Source organism: Cyclobacterium jeungdonense, assembly GCF_010994275.1.
GTDB lineage: Bacteria > Bacteroidota > Bacteroidia > Cytophagales > Cyclobacteriaceae > Cyclobacterium > Cyclobacterium jeungdonense.
This window is the reverse complement of sequence record NZ_WMCD01000012.1, coordinates 66,146-87,932: the sequence shown is the minus strand read 5'-3', so window position 1 is coordinate 87,932 and position 21,787 is coordinate 66,146. Positions and strand designations below refer to the sequence as shown.

Genomic DNA, 21,787 nt, shown 5'->3' with positions numbered 1-21,787 from the left:
ACTCAGGTACTAACACTAAATTTACAGTCCGTTACTTTACCAACCTATCGTTAATTTTTCTGTTTTTAGAATCAAAGAATAATTAGTTGACAAAGAAATACCTTATTCGGCACACGTTACCGCTACTTTGCGGGTTTTTTTCTCCTGCTATTCGAATATGCAAGACATGTTCACCCTCTACCAATCCTGCCGCCAGCGTGTAATACCAGGGGAGATGCAAGTTAAAGCTCCAGCGGGTGAAAAGGTCCTGCGTTTGCCAGTCATTGTTATCGATTTTGTATTCGATAATGCCTGCATCAGGTCCCGCGGCGACAGCTATGCCAACCGCATTTCCGTTAAAAGTAAATTCCAGAATGTCACCTATATGTTGGCCTATAAGCATGGGCACATCCACATAATTGGTCCGTGTTCCCTTTCCATCCTCCGGTTTCCAGTTTTCAACCATCTTCCAGCCACAAAGAATTAGGGCTTCTTGTGATCCAATTAGTGCTCCGTTGTCATAATTTGCCGAGTCAATCGGTTCAGGCAAAACGTAGCCCTCAATTTTGTCTTCTTCCGCTACTGTTCCAGCCCAGGCTTTTTCGAGAAAAGTTTTTATAGAACCGAAATAAACCCCCTGTCCAAAGGGTGAGGGATGGAGATTTTTAAAATCACCCTTCCAGGAAAATTCACCCGCATCGATGCGTTCGGTCACTTCTTTTGCCAAATTAATGGTTGCCACACGGTAGTGAGCGGCTACTTTTTCATGATTTTGAATTACTTCCGGCACCTGTCCTAAGCGGTAATCTTCTATTTTTTGAGGATCCACAAAATGCATGATAACAATATCTGTAGCGGAATTATTCCGGCGAACATGCCGAACAATTCCCTCCATTGCCCTGACCTGTTCCTGACTGCTTCTGCCGTTCGATGGATCGTTTACAGCAGCCTCCAGGAAGAGCAAATCTACTGAACCACCAGCAAGTACATCCCGTTCAAGCCTAAAAGCAGCCGGAGTGGATCCCATGGAAGGGATACCCGCTTCAATAAATTCGAATTCAGTATCAGGGAAACGTTCCTGAAGATAGTTCGAAATACTGTCTCGCCAGCCACTATTATAGGTAATAGATCCCCCGAGGAAAGCAACCCTTCCTCTTTTCTCCTTTTGAAACTTTATAAGACTGTTTCGGATCCCATGCCGCGGATTGTGATAGTTTTCGGAATGAAGAAGTTGATCAGGCAATTCCGTATGATACCTGATAAAATCAGCACCTTGTCGGGGTGTTTCAATAGGGAAGTGGTGCCCAAATAAATCCTGCTTCCCTACTGTGCACGGAATAACCGTTGCCGGGCCGCCGAGTTTTATATACCGGTCAATAAGCACATACGTATTTTCCTGTGGTGGAACCACCTCGTCGTGAAGTCCAATCATGTGCAAAACAGGCACTTTTGCCAATGCCAGTGCTTCGAGATTATCAATCGGGTTATTCCTATATGCCCGGGCTTCCTCGTCCGATGAAAAACCATATTCTTTTTTCAGCTGTTCCCAATCAGGTTCGCTCGCTCTACCTCCTCCAAAACCAGCTGGCCAGCTTTTAAAATCGCATACCGGGGCTTCTGCGTAAATGCAACTCACCTTTTCCGGATTTCGTTTGGCCCAGTTGTAAATGAATAAGCCCCCGCGACTTACCCCTTCCAACGCAACTTTAGGATGGAGCTTCCATTCGGTTGTCAGGTAATTGTAAAAGCGGTCCCAAACCGCAACAGCAGCCGGACTGCCATACATATTATTTGTGTTGATAAAAGCTTCATGAAAACCTTCGGAAAGCAGTAGACTATCCATTTCCGTGTGCCATCCCGGAAAACGTGCCCGCCAGACCCATGGATTACCTCTAAGGGCCTTTTCCGGTAAGGTGACATGCGCATCCCTGCCTTCGAATCGAAAGGTATACCGCACAAACCCGTTCCAATCCGTTTTTTCTCCCGGAAAGGCCGTAAGTTGCATTTTTTCGTTTTCGGTAAGGAGCGATAGATACGCGTCAAAAATTCGTTTTCCATGCGCTACCAACCCCTCCGGCGTGAGGTGAGTTGCGTCGGCCTTCGAAAGACCTTTCATACTGGTAAATGCAATAGTTGAATCTTCAGCGGCTAATTTCTTCTGAGCTTCTACTACCACCGGACGTTCTTTCACAAAGGGATGCTGTTCATCCACTCCAAGAATGATTTTCAGATTGGGCTCATTTATTACGTTCCGGCGCAAATCATTAATCATTTCCCTCAGGTTAGCATGATATTCCTTGGCCGTATTTTCATTGCCAGCATCGGTTTCACCCTGAATCCAGATAAACCCTCTCACGTTGACCTTAAAATTCTCTTCTTCAAGTAGTTTTATAGCGGACTTCAAATCTTCGGTCATCCGATCATAGATACCGCCGTCTCCGGGAGATTTCCAGTCGCGAGCAAGGCCGGTAGCACCCTTGGTATACTTGAATATGGCAGGATTGTACCCCGCTTTTTTGAGTTCACGGCCAAAACGTGCCTCCGGCCCGAAATGGCCTTTGGGAAACCTTCCCTCCTGAGGTTGCATCTTAACCCAGTTACCACCGGAACTTTGGTTGTCCACAAAAGTCCAGTTTAATAAAATCGATTCATCCAATTCCTGCCCTTGTTCCGGGTAGCTGGCAGCATCACCCATCCACCCCTGTGCATTTGACTGGCCGGCCCAAATAAAAAGATCCAAGGCCTTCTGTGCAGGTGCATCGATCGGAAGCAAAACCAGAAGATGCAGGAAAATACCGGTGATTGCGCTGAAACACTTCATGCTAATGCCCCTCTTTTTCGCGGTTAAAAACTACTTGTTCTCCTTCAGCTAACGTAAGTTTTATAAACTGATCGTCCTTTAAATATTCTTTATCAGATGAAAATTCATCATTGCCAAACGGATTTTCAAAAATTATTTCTCCTCCCTTTTCAGAGGTAATCTCCACGTTGTCTACTTTTCCATTCCCCATAGTTGCAGAAACAAGGAATGCACCTTGGGTCCTCAGGGTTGTAAAAGAAACATCTTGCCAGTCTGCAGGAATGGCTGGAAACAACTTTACCACGCCAGTGTGACTTTGTATCAGCATTTCTTGAATCCCCGCAGCAAAGGCAAAATTTCCTTCCAGGGTAAAGGGGCGGTAGGTAAAGCTCGACTTACCTGTTCCCGATTGGTCTCCATTGACGTGGAAACTATTGGGCAATACAAAGGAAGAAGCAAAATCCCTTAAGGCCCTGGCGGCACCCTCTCCATCTCCTGCCCTCGCCTTAAGGTTTCCCAGCCAGGCAAAGGAATAGCCGGTCCAGTTGGATGATCCCATTTCATCTAAATGGGCAATGGTATTTTCTATGATTTCACGGTCTTTTTCCCCATTGGAAGGGTCTATCAGGTTTAGGGGATGAATGGCCATAATATGGGAAAAATGCCGGTGGGATTCCTGTAGTGGATTGCCGGGAGCTACCATTAGTCCTGTTTCGTCGGTAGCATAATCGGGCCATTCGGCGAGCATGGAATTCCATGCTTCGGCGTCATCGGTATATCCAAGTTCCCTTGCCAGTTCGGCGGCAGTGGTATAGGTCCAACGTACCAGCGCAAGATCATAATTGGTCATTTGGTCAAACCATGCCCTGGCATCGTTATTATGGATTTCGGGGCTGGAAGATAAGGGAAGTTTTCTTTTCCCATCTTCATCCAGAACGGAAACCTCGTTCAAAAAAATAGCGACGTCCCGAATCCAGGGATACCCATCCTTTTCCAAAAATTCCCTATCCATCGAATATCTCCAGTGAAGGTAATAGTGGTGCCCCAACCAGGCACTTACGGTGGGGCCAAAAGCATACTGTATCCAGCCGCCCATGGGATCTCCCTCCAGAGTGGTTACCCCAGGAACGTTCAATCCACTCGTTCCAAAATATTCTCTGGTGTATTTTTTAAAGGTGGTTTGATGTTGATTGAGCCAGTCTATGAAGCCTTGTTCAAGCTTCAGGTGGTTACCTGAATAAGTGGGCCAATAGCTTAATTGGGTATTGAGGTCGTGGTGGAAATCACCTTTCCAAGGGGGCAGCTTTCCGTTATCCGCGGTCCAGATGCTTTGCAGGGAAATGGGGGGCGCTCCTTGTCTGGCAACCGCGCCCAGTTTATACATATCCATGTAATATTGCCGCTGCAGAAGGGTATCGGGAAGGTGTATGGCGGAAGACTTCCAGAACTCATCCCACCAGGTAAGATGATCCTCCTGGAATTCATCCATGCCTTTTGCAAAGGCATCTTCGGTTATCTCGGATGCTGTGTTGACTGTCTCCTCATCTTTCTTCTTTGAACTGATGCTCCAGGATCCCTCCAGACGGTCCCCATTTTCTTCCCACCTTGTATTTACTTGAAACCGGAACTCGTCCCATCCTTCTTGTTCATAGGTAATGGTGTTTTCTCCTTTCGAAACCTTTCCCGCGCGATATCCCAGCCTTCGCAGGTCTTGCCCGCTGACCGGATTCTGGACTCCTACGGCACCTTCTCCAACATAGGGAGGAGGGACAATCGTTGGTAGAAGTGTTCTTTCAAGATTTTCAAAACGGTACCAGCCAATAGGTTCCGTGGCATGGACGAAGGTTCGTAGAACCGTACCGTTTCGCCATCGGACTACACAAGTGGCTTTTTGCAGGTCCAATTTAACGGATTCCACTTCTCCTAGTCCGGAAATATCAAGTTCAAGTGCGCCACCGGGGATTTTGGAAGGGCCGGATAGGGTATCGTAGGGGACATCAAATTGCCTTTGAACAGCACCGTACTCATTCGCTTCCCATTGATCTTTCACCCAATTGAAATCGTATTTTTCAAAGTCCAGGTTTTCCATTTTTCGCAGGTCCCAAAGATCTGCCCGATCCAATGAAAACCGCAGTTTACCTTCTTTTTCCCAAATAAGTGCTCCAAGTGTAGCGTTACCCAGTGGAATGGCTTCATCCCAGGTCTGGGCCAGATCAGGGAAAGCGCTTTCCATATAATAAGGTGGTGTCTGCTGTTCTTGCTTTTCATTACAAGCAGCCATGATAAACAAACAAAATAGGGTAGATGTAAGGCCAGGAAGTTTTTTGAATTCCATTATTTTTCAGGTTGATAGGATGGGTTTGGATACGGCAACTGTACCGCGATTTCCTCCATCCAGTTTTGGAGTTTTTTGTTTAATCGGTTTCTTTTTTTCGGAAATTTCTCGCTTAGGTCGGTGTCTTCCTCCCTATCGCTTTCCATATTATATAATTCACTTCGGTTGGATTCAAAAAAGTAAATAAGTTTATAATTCCCCTCCCTGATTGCTGCGGAAGGTCGGCCTCCTAGTCCGCCACTGTAATGGGGGTAATACCAAAACAAGGGACGATTGTCCAATTTTTCGCCAAGTAGCAGGGGTTTCAAACTGATCCCGTCCTGGTGTTGCTCTGGCAGGGTTTTTAGACCGGTCATGTCTAGAATGGTGGGATAAAAATCGGTTCCGGTTGCCGGGTACGCAGAGCTGCTGCCCGGTTCTATTTTTTCCGGCCAGCGAAAGATCAGGGGAACACGGATGCCTCCTTCGTACAAATAACCTTTTCCTGTGCGCAGGGGGGCATTGGAAGTGGGTATCTGTTTGGCAAGGTTGCTGGTAGCCATGCCTCCATTATCCGAGGTGAAAATTACCAGGGTGTTTTGGTCAAGCCCGGTTTGGGAAAGGGCTTGCATGAGCCGTCCAATATTCTCATCCAGTCTTTCCACCATGGCGGCATAGGGAGGGTTGTTCTGATGATTTTTGATATAGGTTTCATCTTGCTGCTCATATTCTTCCCCCTCATACTGCATATCATCGCGCTTGTCTCTGTATTTTTCTACTTTTTCAGGTTTTCCCTGCAGAGGCAAATGAACCGTGTAATATGACAGGAAGGCAAAAAACGGTTGCTCCCTTTTTTGTGTAATAAATGTTATGGTTTCATCCGTTAGCCGATCCGTCAGGTACTCTCCTTCCGGTCCATCAGGTAATTGAGGATTATTATAGGGTGAAAAATAGCCACCAGCAGGGTGCCCGGTATGGTTCCCTCCCTTATTGATATCAAAACCATGATTTTCCGGATAATGCATCTTTTTCTCCCCCAAATGCCACTTTCCGGCAAAAAAGGTGGTATAGCCATTGGATTTAAACGCTTCTGCCATCGTGGTTTCCTTTGGATCCAGAAATAACTTAAAGGGATGAGAAGCCAGTTTTTGGTCCGGATGGGGGCCGTAATGGCGGTTGCCGGGGATGTAGTCTGTCAGATTTATCCTGGCCGGGTATTTTCCGGTCAGAATGGCTGCCCTGGAGGGGGAGCAAATGGGGCTGGCTGCATAGGCTTGGGTGAATACCATACCTTCATTGGCAAGTTTGTCAATATGTGGAGTTTCATAAAAGCGGCTCCCGGTGTAGCCCAGATCATGATAACCCAAATCATCAACAAGGATAAAAAGAACGTTTGGAGTCACATTTTTGCGTTCCTGTGCCTGGATCCCTGTGGGGAGCAGCGACAAACAAAACGCGATTCGAAGCAAAGATAAAATCATGTTATCGTAGTGGGTCAATTTTGTATACTGACAGGGATTTTAGTTGTGGTTCACCTACTGAGGACAAGGTTACAAACCGGATTTTATCTGTATGTACGGTATCTATGGGTACAATATGTTTATGTCCAATGGAAGAACCCTTGTAAATTTCTGTCCATTTTCCGTTCATTTCTGCCTCCAGTATGAATTCCCGTACCCGCTCTCCTTTTGATATATCTTCCTCTAAAACGATGTGATTCATGGATACAGGTTTTTCCAGGGCGAGGGTAATGTTGTTTCCCGTGCCTGACGTCCGAGCCAGGGGATTGGAAAATCTCCGATGGATTTCATCTCCGAATTCTTTAAGCCGTTTTACATCAGGTTCCGGCATCAAGCCATCAGCATTGGGCGTCACGCCCAGGATCAATGTCGAATTGTGACCTACTGAGTTATAATACATTTTCACCAGGTTTTCAAGCGGATAAATAATATGTTCACGATTTGGCTCCCAAAACCAATCGTGGCCGCCATGTCCACGTAATGGGGCATCGCTCATGGCAGGCATGTAATAGCTGCCGTTGGGGTCTCCGGTTTTTAAAAGCTCAAAATTATTGGCTCCAATTTCCTTTTTGGCACTTTCACCGGCACCAATCGCCGGGTAGGGAAAAGTCCCCCAGCTAGGGTAAGGCACGGTTCCGGTTTCACTTCCACCCCAGCGAATATCCGCCCGTTGGAGGTTGTGATAAAAAATACTGTTGGGTTGGTGTTCTTCAAAAATGGACAATACATCCGGCCCTCCCTGTTCGGGTCCATGTGCCCCCCCGTCAAACCAGACAATTGCCCAATCACCGTAATTGGTGAATATCTCGGCAACGATTTTTTCAATCATTCCATTATAGTGTTCCTGCCTGTTGCGTCCAAATTCATTTTCGCCCTGGACTTTAAAGTCATAAACGCCATAATAGGCGTTCCAGCGTGTGCCGATATATACGCCAGGGAGTATATCGTATTTTTCACAAGCTGCTTTGAAATCCCGAAGGATGTCCCCTTGTCCATTCTGCCATTTCAAGGCCTTCATGGAATAGGGGGTAGCGTTGCTTTGGTGAAAAAAGAAGCCGGTCTCATGGCTTACGGTAAAAATGGCAATTTTAAATCCGGCATCTTTTAACGACCGGATCCACTGGTCCATATCGTAGTTTTGTGGATTGAAGGAGTTGTAATCCTTTACCGGGGTGATTCTTGCTTTTGGTTGCACATAGAATTCGCCATCAAAAACATGCATGTCCCAACAAACCAATGCCGCCAGTTCGGCATTCTGCCATTGCAATTGGGCTGGAGTTGGAATAGGAACCTGTTGCTGCGCAACGTTATTCAAACAAAGGGCGAAGAATAAACTCAGGGTAAGTGAATTCCTTTTTTTGAAAAGGTTACCGCAATTAGATAAAAATTGTAACATATTATTCTAATTAATTTGGTCTACCAGTTTCTTTCCTACCAATTCCGCAATAGCCCTGTAACCATCCTTATTTGGGTGTACGCCATCGCTTTCCGTAAATAGTTCCGGCCGGTGATCCAAAGGTCCATTCAGGTCAATAAAATGGACGTTTTTCTCGGCTGCAACCCTTTTTGTCATGCCAATAAGTTCCTGAAGTCTGGGCTTTCGGATAGTTAGTCCGGCTATGCGTTCACTATCGAGGCCGGGAGTTTCCAGCACCATTGGCGATGGAGCGCAGAGGTAAATTTGTGGCCTGGAGGATAATTTTGATAATTCATCAACAAGATCCCGATAATCGCTTTCAAATTCATCCTTGTATTCCCAGCACTTTCGGTCCCCACAGGTACCCATGCCGCAGGTATCGTTGGTGCCAAGACTGATGATAATTATGTCGGGGTTTGCCGCCTTTATTTTTGGTAATTCGTTCCAAACGGTAGGAATACCTTTTCTAATCAGGGTACAGCCACCCACTCCGAAATTTTCCACGGAATAATTTTCTCCCAAAAACTCTTGCAATTGGGCTGGATAAGAATGCTGGTCCCGGTCATCCAGGCGGGCTCCGTAGGTAATGCTATCTCCGACGCATGCCACTTTTACTTTACTCGGGATAAGTACAGCACTGGTAACCAGTACAAAGACCAGTGTGCCGCAAAACAGAAGTTGGGGGCTGCGGTAGGTTGTTTTCTTTTTCATAGGTTTACTTTTTTAGATAAATAACATCACCTTTATACATGGAAGGTTTTCCTGATATTTTGATCCACTCATGGCCTATTCGGATTCTGCTGCACTGGTACAAAAACAATGTACGCCTCATCGCCCATTTTTATTGCCATACTCAACACTTTTGGCTCACCCGCTTCCTGATATAGAAATGGACGCTCCATCCGGTCGGGAATCAAGGCTGGACCATCCACAATTGGTATCCGCTTTTTCTGAATCTCAAAGGGGGTAGCCTCGCTCCAGTTGATTCCATCGGTGGATTGAATCATGCCTATAAAACTGTGGGCATGGAATATACCGTAAAACCGATTTCGCCGGTGATCGTACCAGACCGACATGTCTTCCGTGTCCATGTCGTCGATCACTGCAGTCGACTGAATTTCAAAAGGCCCAGTTGGTGAATCGGCTATCGCGACCGCCTGATTGCGGGTAAATCCGGAATCGTTGGGTTTATCGCCTTTCACGATCAGGTAGTATTTCCCGTCTTCCCCTTGCGCAATGGCCGGATTTACGGTCAACGTAGAGATAGGCCCGGACGGCTCAAGGAGAGGTTGGTCCATTCGTGTCCAGGGCCCGTTTAGCGATTTGGCCACAGCCACCCCGGTTCGCTGGTTGGGTCGAAGGTGCTCTTTCCAGTTGGGGTGGCTGTATCCCACCCTGGCGGTTTCAATCAATTCTTCGTCGGTGTACGTTTTGTCCCCGAGATTCGTGGAGATATAATACAGGTAGTAGGTATCCCCGAATTTTTTGATTTTGGGATTGTGCGCGGTGATCGCATCCCAGTGGCCTGGTCCCCGGCTTTTCAGTACCGTTTCTTTGTATTCCCAGGGTCCGGAAGGATTGTCGGCTATTGCGTGGGCAACTTCGGAATGAGTCAGCCAGCTTAAAAAAGTGTATTTTTTCGGCCATCGCGAATAAAACAGGTGATATTTCCCGTCCTCTCCTTTTATAATTGATGAGCACCAGTTAAAGTAGTCATCCGTTTTAAAAATGTTTTTTTCAGTAAGTGGCTGCAGCCGGTCTTTGAGAATCAATGGATTCTTTTGGGTTTGTGCCGAAACATGCATTCCCATCAATATGCCTGCTATAGCACTGAAAATAAACAGCTTCTTATTCATGGTTCTCAAATTTATCATTCTAATTCATCAGGCCACGGCACCGGTTGCCCTGTCTCTATAAACGAGGGCCGCTGGGCGGCTACATTTCTCAGGTATTCTCCCAGTTTCACAGTAAGTTCCTTCACTTTACCAGGATTTCTTTCAGCCAGATTATTTTGCTCGCCGATATCTTCCGGAATATTGAAAAGTTCGAAATGCTGATTGTGGTAATAATAAATCAGTTTCCAGTCGCCGCTGCGGATGGTGCTGGTAGCGCCGATTCCTGGGCCGGTAGGGCCCCAGTTATTGGGAAAATGCCAGAACAAATCCCGGGCTTTCGTTTCTTTTTCTGGATTTAAAAGCAATGAAACAAAACTTTTGCCGTCAATGGTTTGAACTGTTTCATACTCTTTTACTCCGGCCATTTCAAGTATCGTCGGAAAGAAATCCTCTATAATTAACATTTCATCACTTACTGAACCGTCTTTCACTGTATCAGGCCATTTCACAATCATAGGTACCCGAATGCCCCCTTCGTAAACCGAGCCCTTGCCGCTGTTCAACGGTTGATTGTGCGTGTGTGGCTCGCCTGCTCTGTGAGAAGCGCTCAAGCCTCCATTGTCTGACATAAATATAATAATGGTATTATCAGTCAACTCTTTTTCATTAAGGTAATTCATTAGATCCCCAAGGCTTTTGTCCATCCCTTCCAGCATCGATGCGTATTTAGCTTCCGATTCGGGTAAGCCTTTATCAAGATATTTCTGATAAAAACGCGGGTCGGCATTCAAAGGAATATGAACCGCATAGTGTGACATGTACAGATAAAATGGCTTGTTTGCAGCCAATGCTTTATCCATCGCTTTCGTAGCCTCTATGGTAAGAGCCTCTGTTAAAAATATCGAGTCGCCGTGGTATTTTTCCATCCCTGGTACTCCCCAGGGCAATGTGTGTTCTCCTTTTTGCTTATTTCCAAAGTTTTCAGTTCCGAGATAACTACCCAGACCTCCTGCAGCATGCCCGGCAATGTTCACATCAAAGCCGCAGTTTTCGGGATTGGCTGCCGGGGTATTCATTGCTCCAAAATGAGCCTTGCCGGTGTGAATCGTGAAATAGCCATTATCTTTCAAAATCTGAGGCAATAGGGTGGCATGAACTGAACGCTCAATGCTATCGACCGGCTGAACGCCATTTACATTCCAGTCAGGAAAGCTAAGTATTTTGTGTGGAGCATCAACGGATGCGTTTCGGCGCAGCGTCCAGTTAGTTACCCTGTGGCGTGCTGCGTTCATACCACTCATCAGACTGACGCGGGTGGGTGAACAAACCGGAGTGGCATAGGCCTGTGTGAACACCATTCCGTCGGCAGCCAGTCGCTCCATTCCGGGCGTATGGTAACGTTGATTGAACTTGGTTTCTTCTTTCCAAAAAGGGACCGAAGTATCCTGCCAACCCATGTCATCGACCAAAAAGAGGATGATATTAGGCTGTTTCTCTTTATCACCGTTTGTATACCCTGTGCAGGATGTCAGGATAAAAAAAAGCAAGAAATACTTTATTTTCATTTGCTTGATGATTTTTGCTCAACATTATAAACGTTGAAGGTTTTGATTTGAGCTTCTCCTTTTGATTCAGAGATTTTAAGCCGAACAGCGTTCACTTCCATTTCATCAAGCTTGTGGATAAATTTATGCCCAATAACCGAACCTTCAAAAATGGTTTGCCAGCCATTTTTGGTTTTTCCCTCCAGGACAAACTCCCTGACCCTTTCCCCTTGGGCTATATCTTCCTGCAATATGATGTGATTTATCTGGGACCTTTCCTTTAATTTTAGGGTAAATTTTTTGCCTTTTCCGGAAGTTGCTGCCAATGGACTGCTAAACCTTCGTTTTATTTCATCTCCCCATTCCTTCAAACGCTGTACATCTGCCTGGGGCAGCAATCCATCTGGATTGGGCGTCAAGCCCATAATCAGGCTGGTATTGTGTCCCACACTTCTGTAATACATGTCCATGAGCTGCTCGAGTGGATAGATATGCTCTTCATCATCCGGTTCCCAGAACCATTCGTGGCCTCCATTGTACCCACGCAAGGGGGCATCACTCATGGCCGGCATGTAGTACTTTCCGTCGGGATCTCCTTCCTTGAGCAACTGAAAATCATTTTTATATACAACCTCTCCATTGGCTGCATGGGAATAAGGAAAGGGATAAGTTCCCCAGCTGGGGTAGGGGACCGTTCCACTTTCACTGCCTCCCCAGCGGATGTCGGCGCGTTGGGTATTGTGGTAGAAAATACCATTGGGTTGGTTCTTTTCAAAGATGGACAGTACGTCTGGTCCTCCTTTTTCAGGGCCATGTGCCCCTCCATCAAACCAAATGATGGCCAGGTCACCATAGCGGGAGGTCAATTCGTCTACCATTCCCTCGCCCATCTTATTGTAATAGGCCTGTCTGTTTTTTGCAAATTCGTTATCCCCATTCACTTTGAAATCATGTACTCCAAAAAAGGAATTCCAGCGGATCCCGATGTAAATGCCAGGGGCAATACCGTATTTGCGGCAGGAATTTACAAAGTCCCTGACAATATCTCCTTTGCCTTCTCTCCATTTGACTGCTTTCAATGAATACGGATTGACGTCGCTTTGGTAGAGCGCAAAGCCTGTTTCATGGGTGGCCGTTAAGATGGCCATCTTAAAGCCGGCATCTTTGGCAGCTTTGATCCACTGGTCAGTATCCAGATTAACGGGATTAAAAATGTTGTAATCTGGAATAGGGGTAATCCTGTTTTTTGCCTGGTTGTAGGGCTTCCCGTCAAAGACATGTAGATCATAATGGAAAACGGCCACTAGTTCAGCATTTTGCCAGTCTAGCTGGGCTTGGGTCGGAATGGGGACTTCTGCCTGCCCCCAACTCTTTAATCCATAGACTAAAAAGCACATTACCATTATCAATCTCAATTTCATAAATCTTTTTATTTGCATTTTTTTATTTTGACGTTAACTCGAATCGGACCAGGTAGCATTCGTGTTTGTTTGGAATCATGGATATACCCCATTTTAATCCTTCTCCTACAACCACAGGATCGGTTATGTCAGGTCGAAAACCTCCCGGAGCAACCGCACGTTCTTTTACCTTTGCATTAAGTTTGTTTGACATAAAATCAATTCCATCAGGTGCATATTCAAACGTTTCCGATAAGGAAGCAAAGGCAGCAACACCGGTGCCTTGGGGCCAAATGAATACTTCATGGCTTCTTTCAAGGATTTCTTTTCCGAATTTGGTATAAGGGCCTTCCGGATACTTTGAATAGGCCACGCCCATGGCTGTGTGTGCCGGTCCGCCCTGTCCGCCAAGCAAGGACCGGCCTTTGTAATACATCCAGTACAATCCATTTCGGTAAAGCAAGGAAGCATCGTCCACCCGGTAACTATCAAATTTTTCTGGCTCCACACTTACTTTTAAAATGGGTTCCTGGTTTATCCGCTTAAAGGGACCGGTTGGCGAATCGGATACCGCCACACCGATCGCTGTAATGTCACTGATGTTGTTGTTCTCAAATTCTCCCCCGGCATTACCGGGTGTTGGCTTTACTCCAGTATAGTACAGGTAGTATTTGCCGTCGGCAAAAAATATGTTTGGCGTGAAAACGGCTTGTGAATCCCATTTTCCAGTTTCTCCTACGTCCAGCATTTGCCCTACCTCTGTCCATGTAAATCCCTCATCCTCAGATTTGGCACACCAAACGCTTGCTCCCCAATACCCTGCGCCCCAATATTCCGGCTGGGCATCAGGTATTTTGGTGTAATACACATAATACGTCTGGTCTACTTTAATCACATCGCTGGGATCCCGGCGTGTAACTCCTGCTTCATATCCAATGCCTGAAACATCGGAAAATGTAAATTCACCACCTGAAAAACCGGTATTGGCTTCCTGGGCAATGATCGAATTGGTGGAAAGGAGAAAGAGGAGGAGCAGACTGCTATAATAATTTTTTTTCATTTTATAAACGGCTTAAATTAAGCTAATTAGGTATACGTTTTTCAAGGCAATATCAGTACTTTAAAAAGAAAGCCTGGATTCCTTAGACCATTTCTATTTGTATTTGAAAATATAACTGACAGGTGCTTCTCCTCCAAACCAGTTATATCCTGATGCGACATATAAGTATCGGGGCTTCCCATCTGCCATCAATAGTTGAGGACGCTCGAATTTAATTATATCCCCGGCATAGTGGTTGACCGCATTCTCCAATTTTTCCTTGCCCAAATAGCCTTCGGTTGGATAAAATCCCTGTTCATTTTGGCCGAAAGTGATTCCGTCTTTGGATTTCCAGAGAATACCCCCTCCTTTTTCAATAAGTCCATGATTGTCGGTCGTTAATAGACAAAAAGTATCGTTCATCATGAAGGCATAACCATCCTCTATGGCTTGATCGTTTTTCGTAACAGGAAAAGGCATTTGCACGTATGGTCCGGTTAAATCCTCCGCAATGGCAAGCCCCATTCTTCCTTTTTCAGATTTAAAATAGAGGTAAAATCCACCGGCCGGATGTTGTAATAGCGCAGGATTGTTGACACCGTTACTTGCTTTATAGTTCCAGTAATTCCTATGATTAGGAATGTCCAACAGGAGTCCGTCCCCATTCACTTTCTCCCAGGGACCGTAGGGCGATTCCGAGATAGCCATTCCTATCCTTTGATTGGAAGGATGTGGAGGCTGCTGGAAATTGTTATTAGCGATGTACAACAGCACGTATTCATTGTTTATTTTATGAATGGTTGGATTATGCATGCCGTACCGATCCCAGGTTTCCCTATCCGTTCCTTGAAGGGCCACATCCGAGAATTGAAAAGGACCTTCCGGATTGTCCCCTACATAATGGGCAATTTCACTTTTGGAGCGCCAGCCTGGCTCCACGGAATTCCCTGGCCAACGGGCAGCAAACAGGTGTGTTTTTGCATCATCCCCCAGGACAGGTGAAGTGCCCCACACAACATACCCTGGTTCTTCAATAGCAATCCCGATGTACTCCCACCTATCGGCAAAGGTTTGTTCATTTGAATTAAAATGCCTCGTGTCCGCTACTACCTTATAAGCTTTAAAGATCCGATGACCATGTGTTACCAATCCCGAAGGCGTTAAATGGGTAACATCTGCCTTTGGCAGGCCGTGCATGGTCGTATAGATACTATTTGTATCCCTTTGAGCGATTTTTTGTTGGGCTTCAAGAACAATTGGCCGCTCTACAACAAAATAGTGTTGCTCATCTACCCCCAAAATAACCTTAAGGGCATCGTTTTTCACAACTTCAGACCGCAAATGGGCAATCAGTTGGCTTAAATTTTTTTCATAATTTTTGGCTGCTTCATCATCTCCGGCATCCGTTTCGCCCTGTATCCAAATAAAGCCCCTGATGTTAACCTGATGCCCACTCTCCTCCATATTTTCCACGGCTTTTTTTAAATCTGTGACCATGGCATCATAGATGCCCCCTTCTCCGGGTGATTTCCAATCCCTTTTCAACCCGGTTCCACCCTGGGTATATTTGAAAATGGCAGGATGGTACCCGGCTTTTTTCAATTCCCTGGCAAAGCTCACTTCCGGGCCAAAATGGCCGGAAGGAAACCTCCCTTTTTGGGCTTGCATGGGTATCCAATCACCATTCGAACTTTCTTTTCCCGATACAGTATAGTTTAATAAAATGTCATTATCCAATGCTTCCTCATCTTCCGGGTATTCCGTTGCATCACCCATATAGCCCTGCGCATTGGATTGTCCGGCCCAGATAAAAAGATCAACGGTTTCCTGGGCAGCAAGCCAGGAGGGAAGCAGTAAAATAAATAGTGCTATTTTAAGGGTGTTCATAGGTTATGTTTAGGGCAATTAAATCTGTGATTTTTGTGAAGTTGTATATTTTTCTTTACGGCAATAATTTGAATGTTAAGCATAAATCAAGCAGCCAAGATACACTTGACTGCTTGAATTGCTTTTTATTTGAGTACTTGTTTTAAATTTCAGGACTTATTGTCCATCCACAATCCTGATCACCCAATCGTGTGTTGTACCATCGGCTGAAACAAGTTTATACACAAAGTTTTTTTCAGATAAGTCAGAAATAATACCCGCAACTGGGGTGTCACCAACAGGTTCTACCCGCATGCTTTGGTGATTAATGATGATACCGGCCCTGGAAAGGTCTGCAGATGCTGGTACCGTAACCGTAGCAGTGAAATTTTCATCTTCAATCACCGCATTACCGGTTGAAATAATGAGTCTTCTGCGCGCCGGTGTCAACTCTTCATTCTCATAAAATTCCTGAAGCTCATGCTCATCCGCTTGTAAGGTAAATATATTTACATTGGTGATAAAGGCAGTGTCTCCCCATTGTCCTTCATCAAAGTCAATCCTGGGTTCGCAGGCAGATAGCACTCCGGCAATAACCAAGGTATATAGTATTAAAATATTCTTTTTCATGTGTTTATAATTTGTTTTAAATAGGCCACATGGAATCTTTGACGATTAAAATAATCATTACCCTGTGTGTTTAATGATTATTTTAATCGTATCGATTTCATATCATTCATTTTTTGAAAGTCAATTTGATTTAGAACCATCCGGGATTTTGAGTCAATTCATATCCCGCATCGCTATAGACTTCAATTTCATTTCTTGGGATAGGGGAAAGGTATACACGGCCTGGTTCAACGAAATAACCCTCTCCAGAAGATCTGAAATCTGGATTTCGGAAAAATGGATTAATGTGCCCATCACTGAAGATATCAAAATCTTCGCCCATCGTCAAGGCCCAAATACCCGTATTGCCCGGATTAACACCGTCTGCTTCTAATATTGATGGATTATTGTAATAATCCACGAACTCCTGGTATTGGGCACCTTTTGGCTTCCAATCATTGATTACCTGATGAAAGACAGCCCACCTTTTCAAGTCATTCTGCCGATGTCCTTCAAAAGCAAGTTCTACCAATCGTTCCCTTCGGATTTCATTCACAATATTTGCTTCGGATGGCTCAAAGCCATTTTCTGCCGAATACGTAATGGGCCAGGAATTTACCTCAGCCAGTGAAAGAGGTGTCATACCTACCCGTTCACGAAGTAGATTCACTGTTTTGTCCAAATCTCCTTGATTGATCGTACCCAATATGGCTTTTGCTTCTGCCAGCGCCAATAAACCTTCTGCATAGCGAATCAATACTTCGTCTGTTGAGCCATTTCGCCATTCATTGTTGTCTAATATAGCTCCTTTCCACCTGCGAAGTCCGGTAGAGGTATAGTTTGCCGAGAACACATTGTTAAGCTGCGGATACCTTAGGGGTAGCGGAGTAGGTGTTGTCCCGTAACCAGGTATTTGCTGGTGAGGTCCTCTGTCAGGAGTCCAGATAGACTGTCTGAAACGCGGATCCAGGTTCTCTCCCAGGTTATTCAAACTTGCATAATCCAGGGGCAAAGCAGATAGTTCTTGCGGAATCCCCTCTTTATCCAGGTAACTGCCAACCAATTTCCAGGTTACCGCCTGCGGATTATCTACTACCAAATCGTAGAAATTATGTCCTACTATTTCATTCACATCATAGATGCGGTATAGAAATACGCCCGCAGATGAAGAGGCATCCTGTTGGGAAAAGAGTTGATTATAGGCTTCATTAAAGGGTCCTCCATTGGTAAATAAATTGGTGCCCTGATGGTCAATCAATTGCTGTATGGTAGGTTCTACCATTTGTAAAAATTCACTTCCATCCCTGCCTTCGACCGCAAATGGGGTGTTTTTCGATCCATGGTAACGCTCCCAGCTGCCTTCAAATAAAGCCGCACGTGCTTTCATCACCAGGGCAGCTTCTTTTGTTACCCGTCCAGGGGTTGCGAAAGTGGAATTTTTCCAGCCCATGTTCGCAATAGCGGAGTCAAGGTCCTGAATGATAAATTTAGCTACATCATACCTGGAATCTCTCGCTTTATACAATTTTTCACTATCCGTATCCAGTACTTCTGTGTAAATGGGAACATCTCCATACCGCTCCAACATGTTCAAATAGACCCAGGCCCTAAAAAAATAGGCTTCTCCAGTATATTGATTGGCTTCAACACTTGCATCAACGCGTCTTGCGTTGTTTATCAAATAATTTATTTGTCTTATCCAGTTAAAATTGCCGTTCCAGCTACCATCTGTTGCTGGTGCCTGGCCAGAAGCCCCTCTTTGAAATAAAAACCCCGAAGGACCGGTTCCCACCTGTATGTCGGTATTGGCATCCAGGTGGTTGTTTTGGGCACCATTGCCTCGTCCTTGAAAATGATATCTTGGTAAAAGCCTGTAAAAGCCATTCGCCATTACTTTCAAATCATTTGCAGAAGTAAAGTAGGTCGCATCGGTCATTGCATCTAAGGGATATCTTTCCAGAAAATCCTCTACGCAGCTATAAAATGACATTGTAAATAGGATTAACAACGTCCTTATATATTTCAGATTAAATTTCATAGTTAATTTTTTTATATTAAATACCTACGTTTACACCAAAAGAGATTTGACGCTGTGGAGGATAGCCATTTCCACCATATCTGGACAGGATTTCAGGTTCATACCTGAAATTTGACTTGTAATAAATCATGCCCAGGTTTTCAGCACTCGTATAGATATATACTTTTCTCAACTTCGCCCTGTCCAACAGCTTTTTAGGTAGATTGTATCCCAGACGTAAATTTTGAACCCTGAGATGTGCCAGGTTTTCCACATATTGGTCGTTTGCCCCATAGGTTTTGAAGGAATGTCTGGGGAAATAATTATCCGGTGTTTCTGGAGACCATGTGCCTAATTCTCTGTGACTTGTAAACCATTTTGAATTCCAAATATTAATCCCAGCCGGAATTACGTGAAAATTGTTGGTATAGGTAATCCATTTTGGAACCCCCGTAAAGGTTACCGAAAGGTCAAAGCCATTCCAGTTGGCTTGCAAATTCATACCATATCGGTAACGCCCATAGTTATAGCCGGCCATGACCTGGTCTCCCCTGGCATACCACCTGCCTCCTTCTCCGGCATTGATCTGCCCATCGCCATTTAAATCCTTCATCATCAGATCTCCCGGATAATACCAACCGCCTCCCTGAGGGACGTTTGCTTCCACATCGGCTACATTCTGTGCCACACCATTGGACTCATACATCCATATCTGCCCAAATACCTCGCCCGGAGTCCAGGTGCCATTTCTTTGACCGTTGATGTTTTCGTCGTATTCTACCACATAACCTATATAATCGGCAATGTTAAACCTTGCAGAATAGTTAAATGGTCTGCCGGCTAACCTGCCGGTATTTCTCCACTTCATCGAAAACTCCCAGCCTCTGGTCTCACTCACTGCGTTATTGATACTTGGCAAACCGGTTCCAATGGTTTCTGGTAAAATTTTAGCAGGGCCGGGTTGATTATAAATGGTGCGCTGGTACCAATCGTAAGTCAACTCAAGCCTGTTTTCTATAGCAACCACATCAAGACCAAACCCAAGTGTTTGTGGTGAGGACCAGGTTAAATCGGAACTTACCAATGGTGGCATAAAGACCATGTTTGGTTTCACTCCGCCAAGCAATACATCCCCATTTCCAATACCGGTACCCATGGTTGGAAGGTACAGGTAATTACCAGATCCGGGGTCGCCGGAAGAGGTATAGGCGGCTCTTATTTTAAAGGCATCTACTTTGTTGACAGACCAGAAATTTTCTTTTGCTATATTCCAGGCTCCGGAAACGGAGGGGAAAAAGGACCATCTTATGTCTGCCGGAAATTTTGAATGCGCATCATAACGACCGTTAAATTCTATGAAGTATTTTTCTGCATAATTGTAGGCCATCCTGCCAAAAACACCCTGTGTCGCCCAATGGGTTAACATGTCATTCACCGTTGGATTAGGGTTGAAGGTGGTACTAATACTGGGCACCGAATTGGTATATAGATCCCTACCTACACCGGCTAAACGGGAAAAATTGTTGTATTCTTCCTGGTAACCTACCAATGCATTTATGGAGTGATTCCCAATCTGCGTATTGTAATCGGCAACGATATCCGCGGTGTGGTAATTGGTGAAATTCATTTGCCGGATTACACTACTTTGTTGTGCAGACCTTGCGGAGTTTCGGATGCTTCCATCTGCCTCTTCCACAAAAATCACAAATGTGTTGCGCTCAAGGTGGGAAGTTAGGTTTCTCCAGGTATAATTTCCCCGAATGTCAAGCCCTTTAAATGGTTTTACTGTAAACCCACCGGTAAGCGTGGTTTCGTTTCTTTCATTGGTTTGGGTTCCGCCTTCTCCGCGCAATGAGGGGCCACTACTTAGAAAAGAGGGACTCCCATTCGGATTTAAATCATTCCAATTGGGGAGTGATGCGGATGCATTCTGCCAAATGTCACCGTAATTTGGTCCTCCTCCCCGATAATTGGGTGCTGTTTCATCTGTTCTTACATAGTTCATGCTCATCCTGAGGCTAAGCCAATCCGTAACATCTGAATTTACTTTTAAGAGCGCATTGTACCTGTTCAACCTGTCATCAGAACCTTTTATGAGCCCCATGGATTCATTGTACCCAAGGCCCACGTAATAACCCGTGTTGTTGCTTCCTCCTGAAACGCTGGCATTGTGTTGTTGACTTGGAACAACACTTTTATACATGATGTCAAACCAGTCACTGTTTCCATTCATGTCCCAGTGTGCACCATAGGTGCCATTTTCGGTTATTATGTTATTGGGGATTAATCCGGCACCATAATCCCTCATTCTTTGGATGGCCTCTTCTGTATAAATGGGCGCTTGTAATGAGTTTCTGTATTGCTCGTTTATTTTTTCTGCATATTCCCAGGAATTGGCCCATTGGGGCATTCCTATGGGCGATCCTATACTGTAATTACCACTGTAATTGACCTGTATTTTTTCTCCTTTTGAACCTGATTTAGTGGTGATTAGAATTACTCCGGAAGGAGCTCTCGATCCATAAATGGCAGACGCAGCAGCATCTTTCAACACCGTAACCGATTCTACATCGTTTGGATTTACATCGCTCATGGTTCGCTCGATTCCGTCCACTAAAACAAGAGGTCCGCCTTTCTGGCCAAATCCCGTATACCCGCGAATGTTGAAATTTGACTCTTGCGCAGGGCCGCCATTAACAGGGGTCACATACAAGCCTGCCACAGCACCCTGAAGGGCTTCTGATAACCTGTTAATGGGCCGGTTTTCTATCAACTCACTACCAATTTGTTCCACGGCTGCGGTAAGGTGCGATTTCTTTTGGGTACCAAAACCAACCACAACCACCTCATCCATTTGAGCAATATCTTCAATGAGCGTGATTTCAAAATCAGTCCGATTTCCCACTTCAATTTCCTGAGTGGCAAAGCCCAAAAAGGAAACCACAATAACCGCGTCTTCATCTACCTCAAGTGAAAAGTTCCCATCGATGTCGGTCGACGTACCCGATGTGGTGCCTTTTACAAGGATAGCTGCTCCCGGGATAGGATTTCCGTCCTCATCCACTACTTTTCCTTCTACCAAAACATCTGCAACAATATTACCGACGGATTTCGTTTGAAGTGCATCGCTTTTGTCTTTTTCGTTGACCCCGAATGCTACTACCTCCTGGAATAGTAGCAACTGTATAGCCAGGCCATAAATGAAATACCGGGCCAGTATTGGGCCCTTTTTTAGTAATTTTACTAGCATAATTTTGTCTGTTAGGTTTATAATAATTGAATGCAGGGTCTTGCTAATCAGCTGTACTATTTGACTGATATCAGGAATTTTTACCCTGCAACCATCCGGGTTTCCCATCGGATTCTCATGAGGTGTTCGGGTTTTTTACTGCCATCGCTTAAAATTTATGTGTGATTCGATAATATTTATAGGCTATTCAACACTTT

Annotated in this window: 13 protein-coding genes; all 13 read right to left on the bottom strand. The window is 45.1% G+C overall.

All coding sequences use genetic code 11. The features are described from left to right. Nucleotides 1-82: 82 nt before the first annotated feature. The 13 genes from GKS34_RS20090 to GKS34_RS20030 all read right to left on the bottom strand — a co-directional run bounded on the left by GKS34_RS20090 (nucleotide 83) and on the right by GKS34_RS20030 (nucleotide 21,590). The gene (locus GKS34_RS20090) at nucleotides 83-2,800 is read right to left on the bottom strand and encodes a sialate O-acetylesterase (protein ID WP_163386776.1); all 2,718 of its coding nucleotides are present in this window, start codon (nucleotides 2,798-2,800) and stop codon (nucleotides 83-85) included. Between the two features lies 1 nt (nucleotide 2,801). After that, a complete protein-coding gene (locus GKS34_RS20085; RefSeq protein ID WP_163386775.1) occupies nucleotides 2,802-5,114 on the bottom strand; it encodes a glycosyl hydrolase family 95 catalytic domain-containing protein in 2,313 nt (770 codons plus the stop codon). Further along, nucleotides 5,114-6,574 (bottom strand): sulfatase, encoded by a 1,461-nt coding sequence (locus tag GKS34_RS20080; protein WP_163386774.1) that lies wholly within the window; start codon nucleotides 6,572-6,574, stop codon nucleotides 5,114-5,116. Before GKS34_RS20080 ends, GKS34_RS20085 begins: the two co-directional genes overlap by 1 nt. 1 nt (nucleotide 6,575) lies before the next feature. Beyond that, nucleotides 6,576-8,009 (bottom strand): alpha-L-fucosidase, encoded by a 1,434-nt coding sequence (locus GKS34_RS20075; RefSeq protein WP_163386773.1) that lies wholly within the window; start codon nucleotides 8,007-8,009, stop codon nucleotides 6,576-6,578. A 6-nt stretch (nucleotides 8,010-8,015) separates the two neighbouring features. After that, on the bottom strand, nucleotides 8,016-8,741 hold the full coding sequence (locus GKS34_RS20070; RefSeq protein ID WP_163386772.1) for a DUF459 domain-containing protein: 726 nt from the start codon (nucleotides 8,739-8,741) through the stop codon (nucleotides 8,016-8,018). 68 nt (nucleotides 8,742-8,809) lie between these two features. Further along, nucleotides 8,810-9,886: a glycoside hydrolase family protein gene (locus GKS34_RS20065; protein ID WP_240459383.1), complete on the bottom strand. Its 1,077-nt coding sequence runs from the start codon at nucleotides 9,884-9,886 to the stop codon at nucleotides 8,810-8,812. Nucleotides 9,887-9,900: 14 nt separating this feature from the next. Next, nucleotides 9,901-11,430 carry a sulfatase gene (locus GKS34_RS20060; RefSeq protein ID WP_163386771.1) on the bottom strand — a complete coding sequence of 510 codons (1,530 nt, stop codon included), beginning with the start codon at nucleotides 11,428-11,430 and terminating at the stop codon, nucleotides 9,901-9,903. Then, the gene (locus tag GKS34_RS20055; protein ID WP_163386770.1) at nucleotides 11,427-12,830 is read right to left on the bottom strand and encodes an alpha-L-fucosidase; all 1,404 of its coding nucleotides are present in this window, start codon (nucleotides 12,828-12,830) and stop codon (nucleotides 11,427-11,429) included. Before GKS34_RS20055 ends, GKS34_RS20060 begins: the two co-directional genes overlap by 4 nt. A gap of 22 nt (nucleotides 12,831-12,852) precedes the next feature. After that, on the bottom strand, nucleotides 12,853-13,869 hold the full coding sequence (locus GKS34_RS20050) for a family 43 glycosylhydrolase (protein WP_163386769.1): 1,017 nt from the start codon (nucleotides 13,867-13,869) through the stop codon (nucleotides 12,853-12,855). Nucleotides 13,870-13,962: 93 nt separating this feature from the next. Beyond that, nucleotides 13,963-15,735 carry a sialate O-acetylesterase gene (locus tag GKS34_RS20045; RefSeq protein ID WP_163386768.1) on the bottom strand — a complete coding sequence of 591 codons (1,773 nt, stop codon included), beginning with the start codon at nucleotides 15,733-15,735 and terminating at the stop codon, nucleotides 13,963-13,965. A gap of 156 nt (nucleotides 15,736-15,891) precedes the next feature. Continuing rightward, complete coding sequence (locus GKS34_RS20040; protein ID WP_163386767.1) at nucleotides 15,892-16,344, bottom strand: DUF5018-related domain-containing protein; 453 nt, start codon at nucleotides 16,342-16,344, stop codon at nucleotides 15,892-15,894. Nucleotides 16,345-16,474: 130 nt separating this feature from the next. Next, nucleotides 16,475-18,313: a RagB/SusD family nutrient uptake outer membrane protein gene (locus GKS34_RS20035; RefSeq protein ID WP_163386766.1), complete on the bottom strand. Its 1,839-nt coding sequence runs from the start codon at nucleotides 18,311-18,313 to the stop codon at nucleotides 16,475-16,477. A 64-nt stretch (nucleotides 18,314-18,377) separates the two neighbouring features. Next, complete coding sequence (locus GKS34_RS20030) at nucleotides 18,378-21,590, bottom strand: SusC/RagA family TonB-linked outer membrane protein (protein ID WP_163386765.1); 3,213 nt, start codon at nucleotides 21,588-21,590, stop codon at nucleotides 18,378-18,380. Nucleotides 21,591-21,787 lie beyond the last annotated feature (197 nt).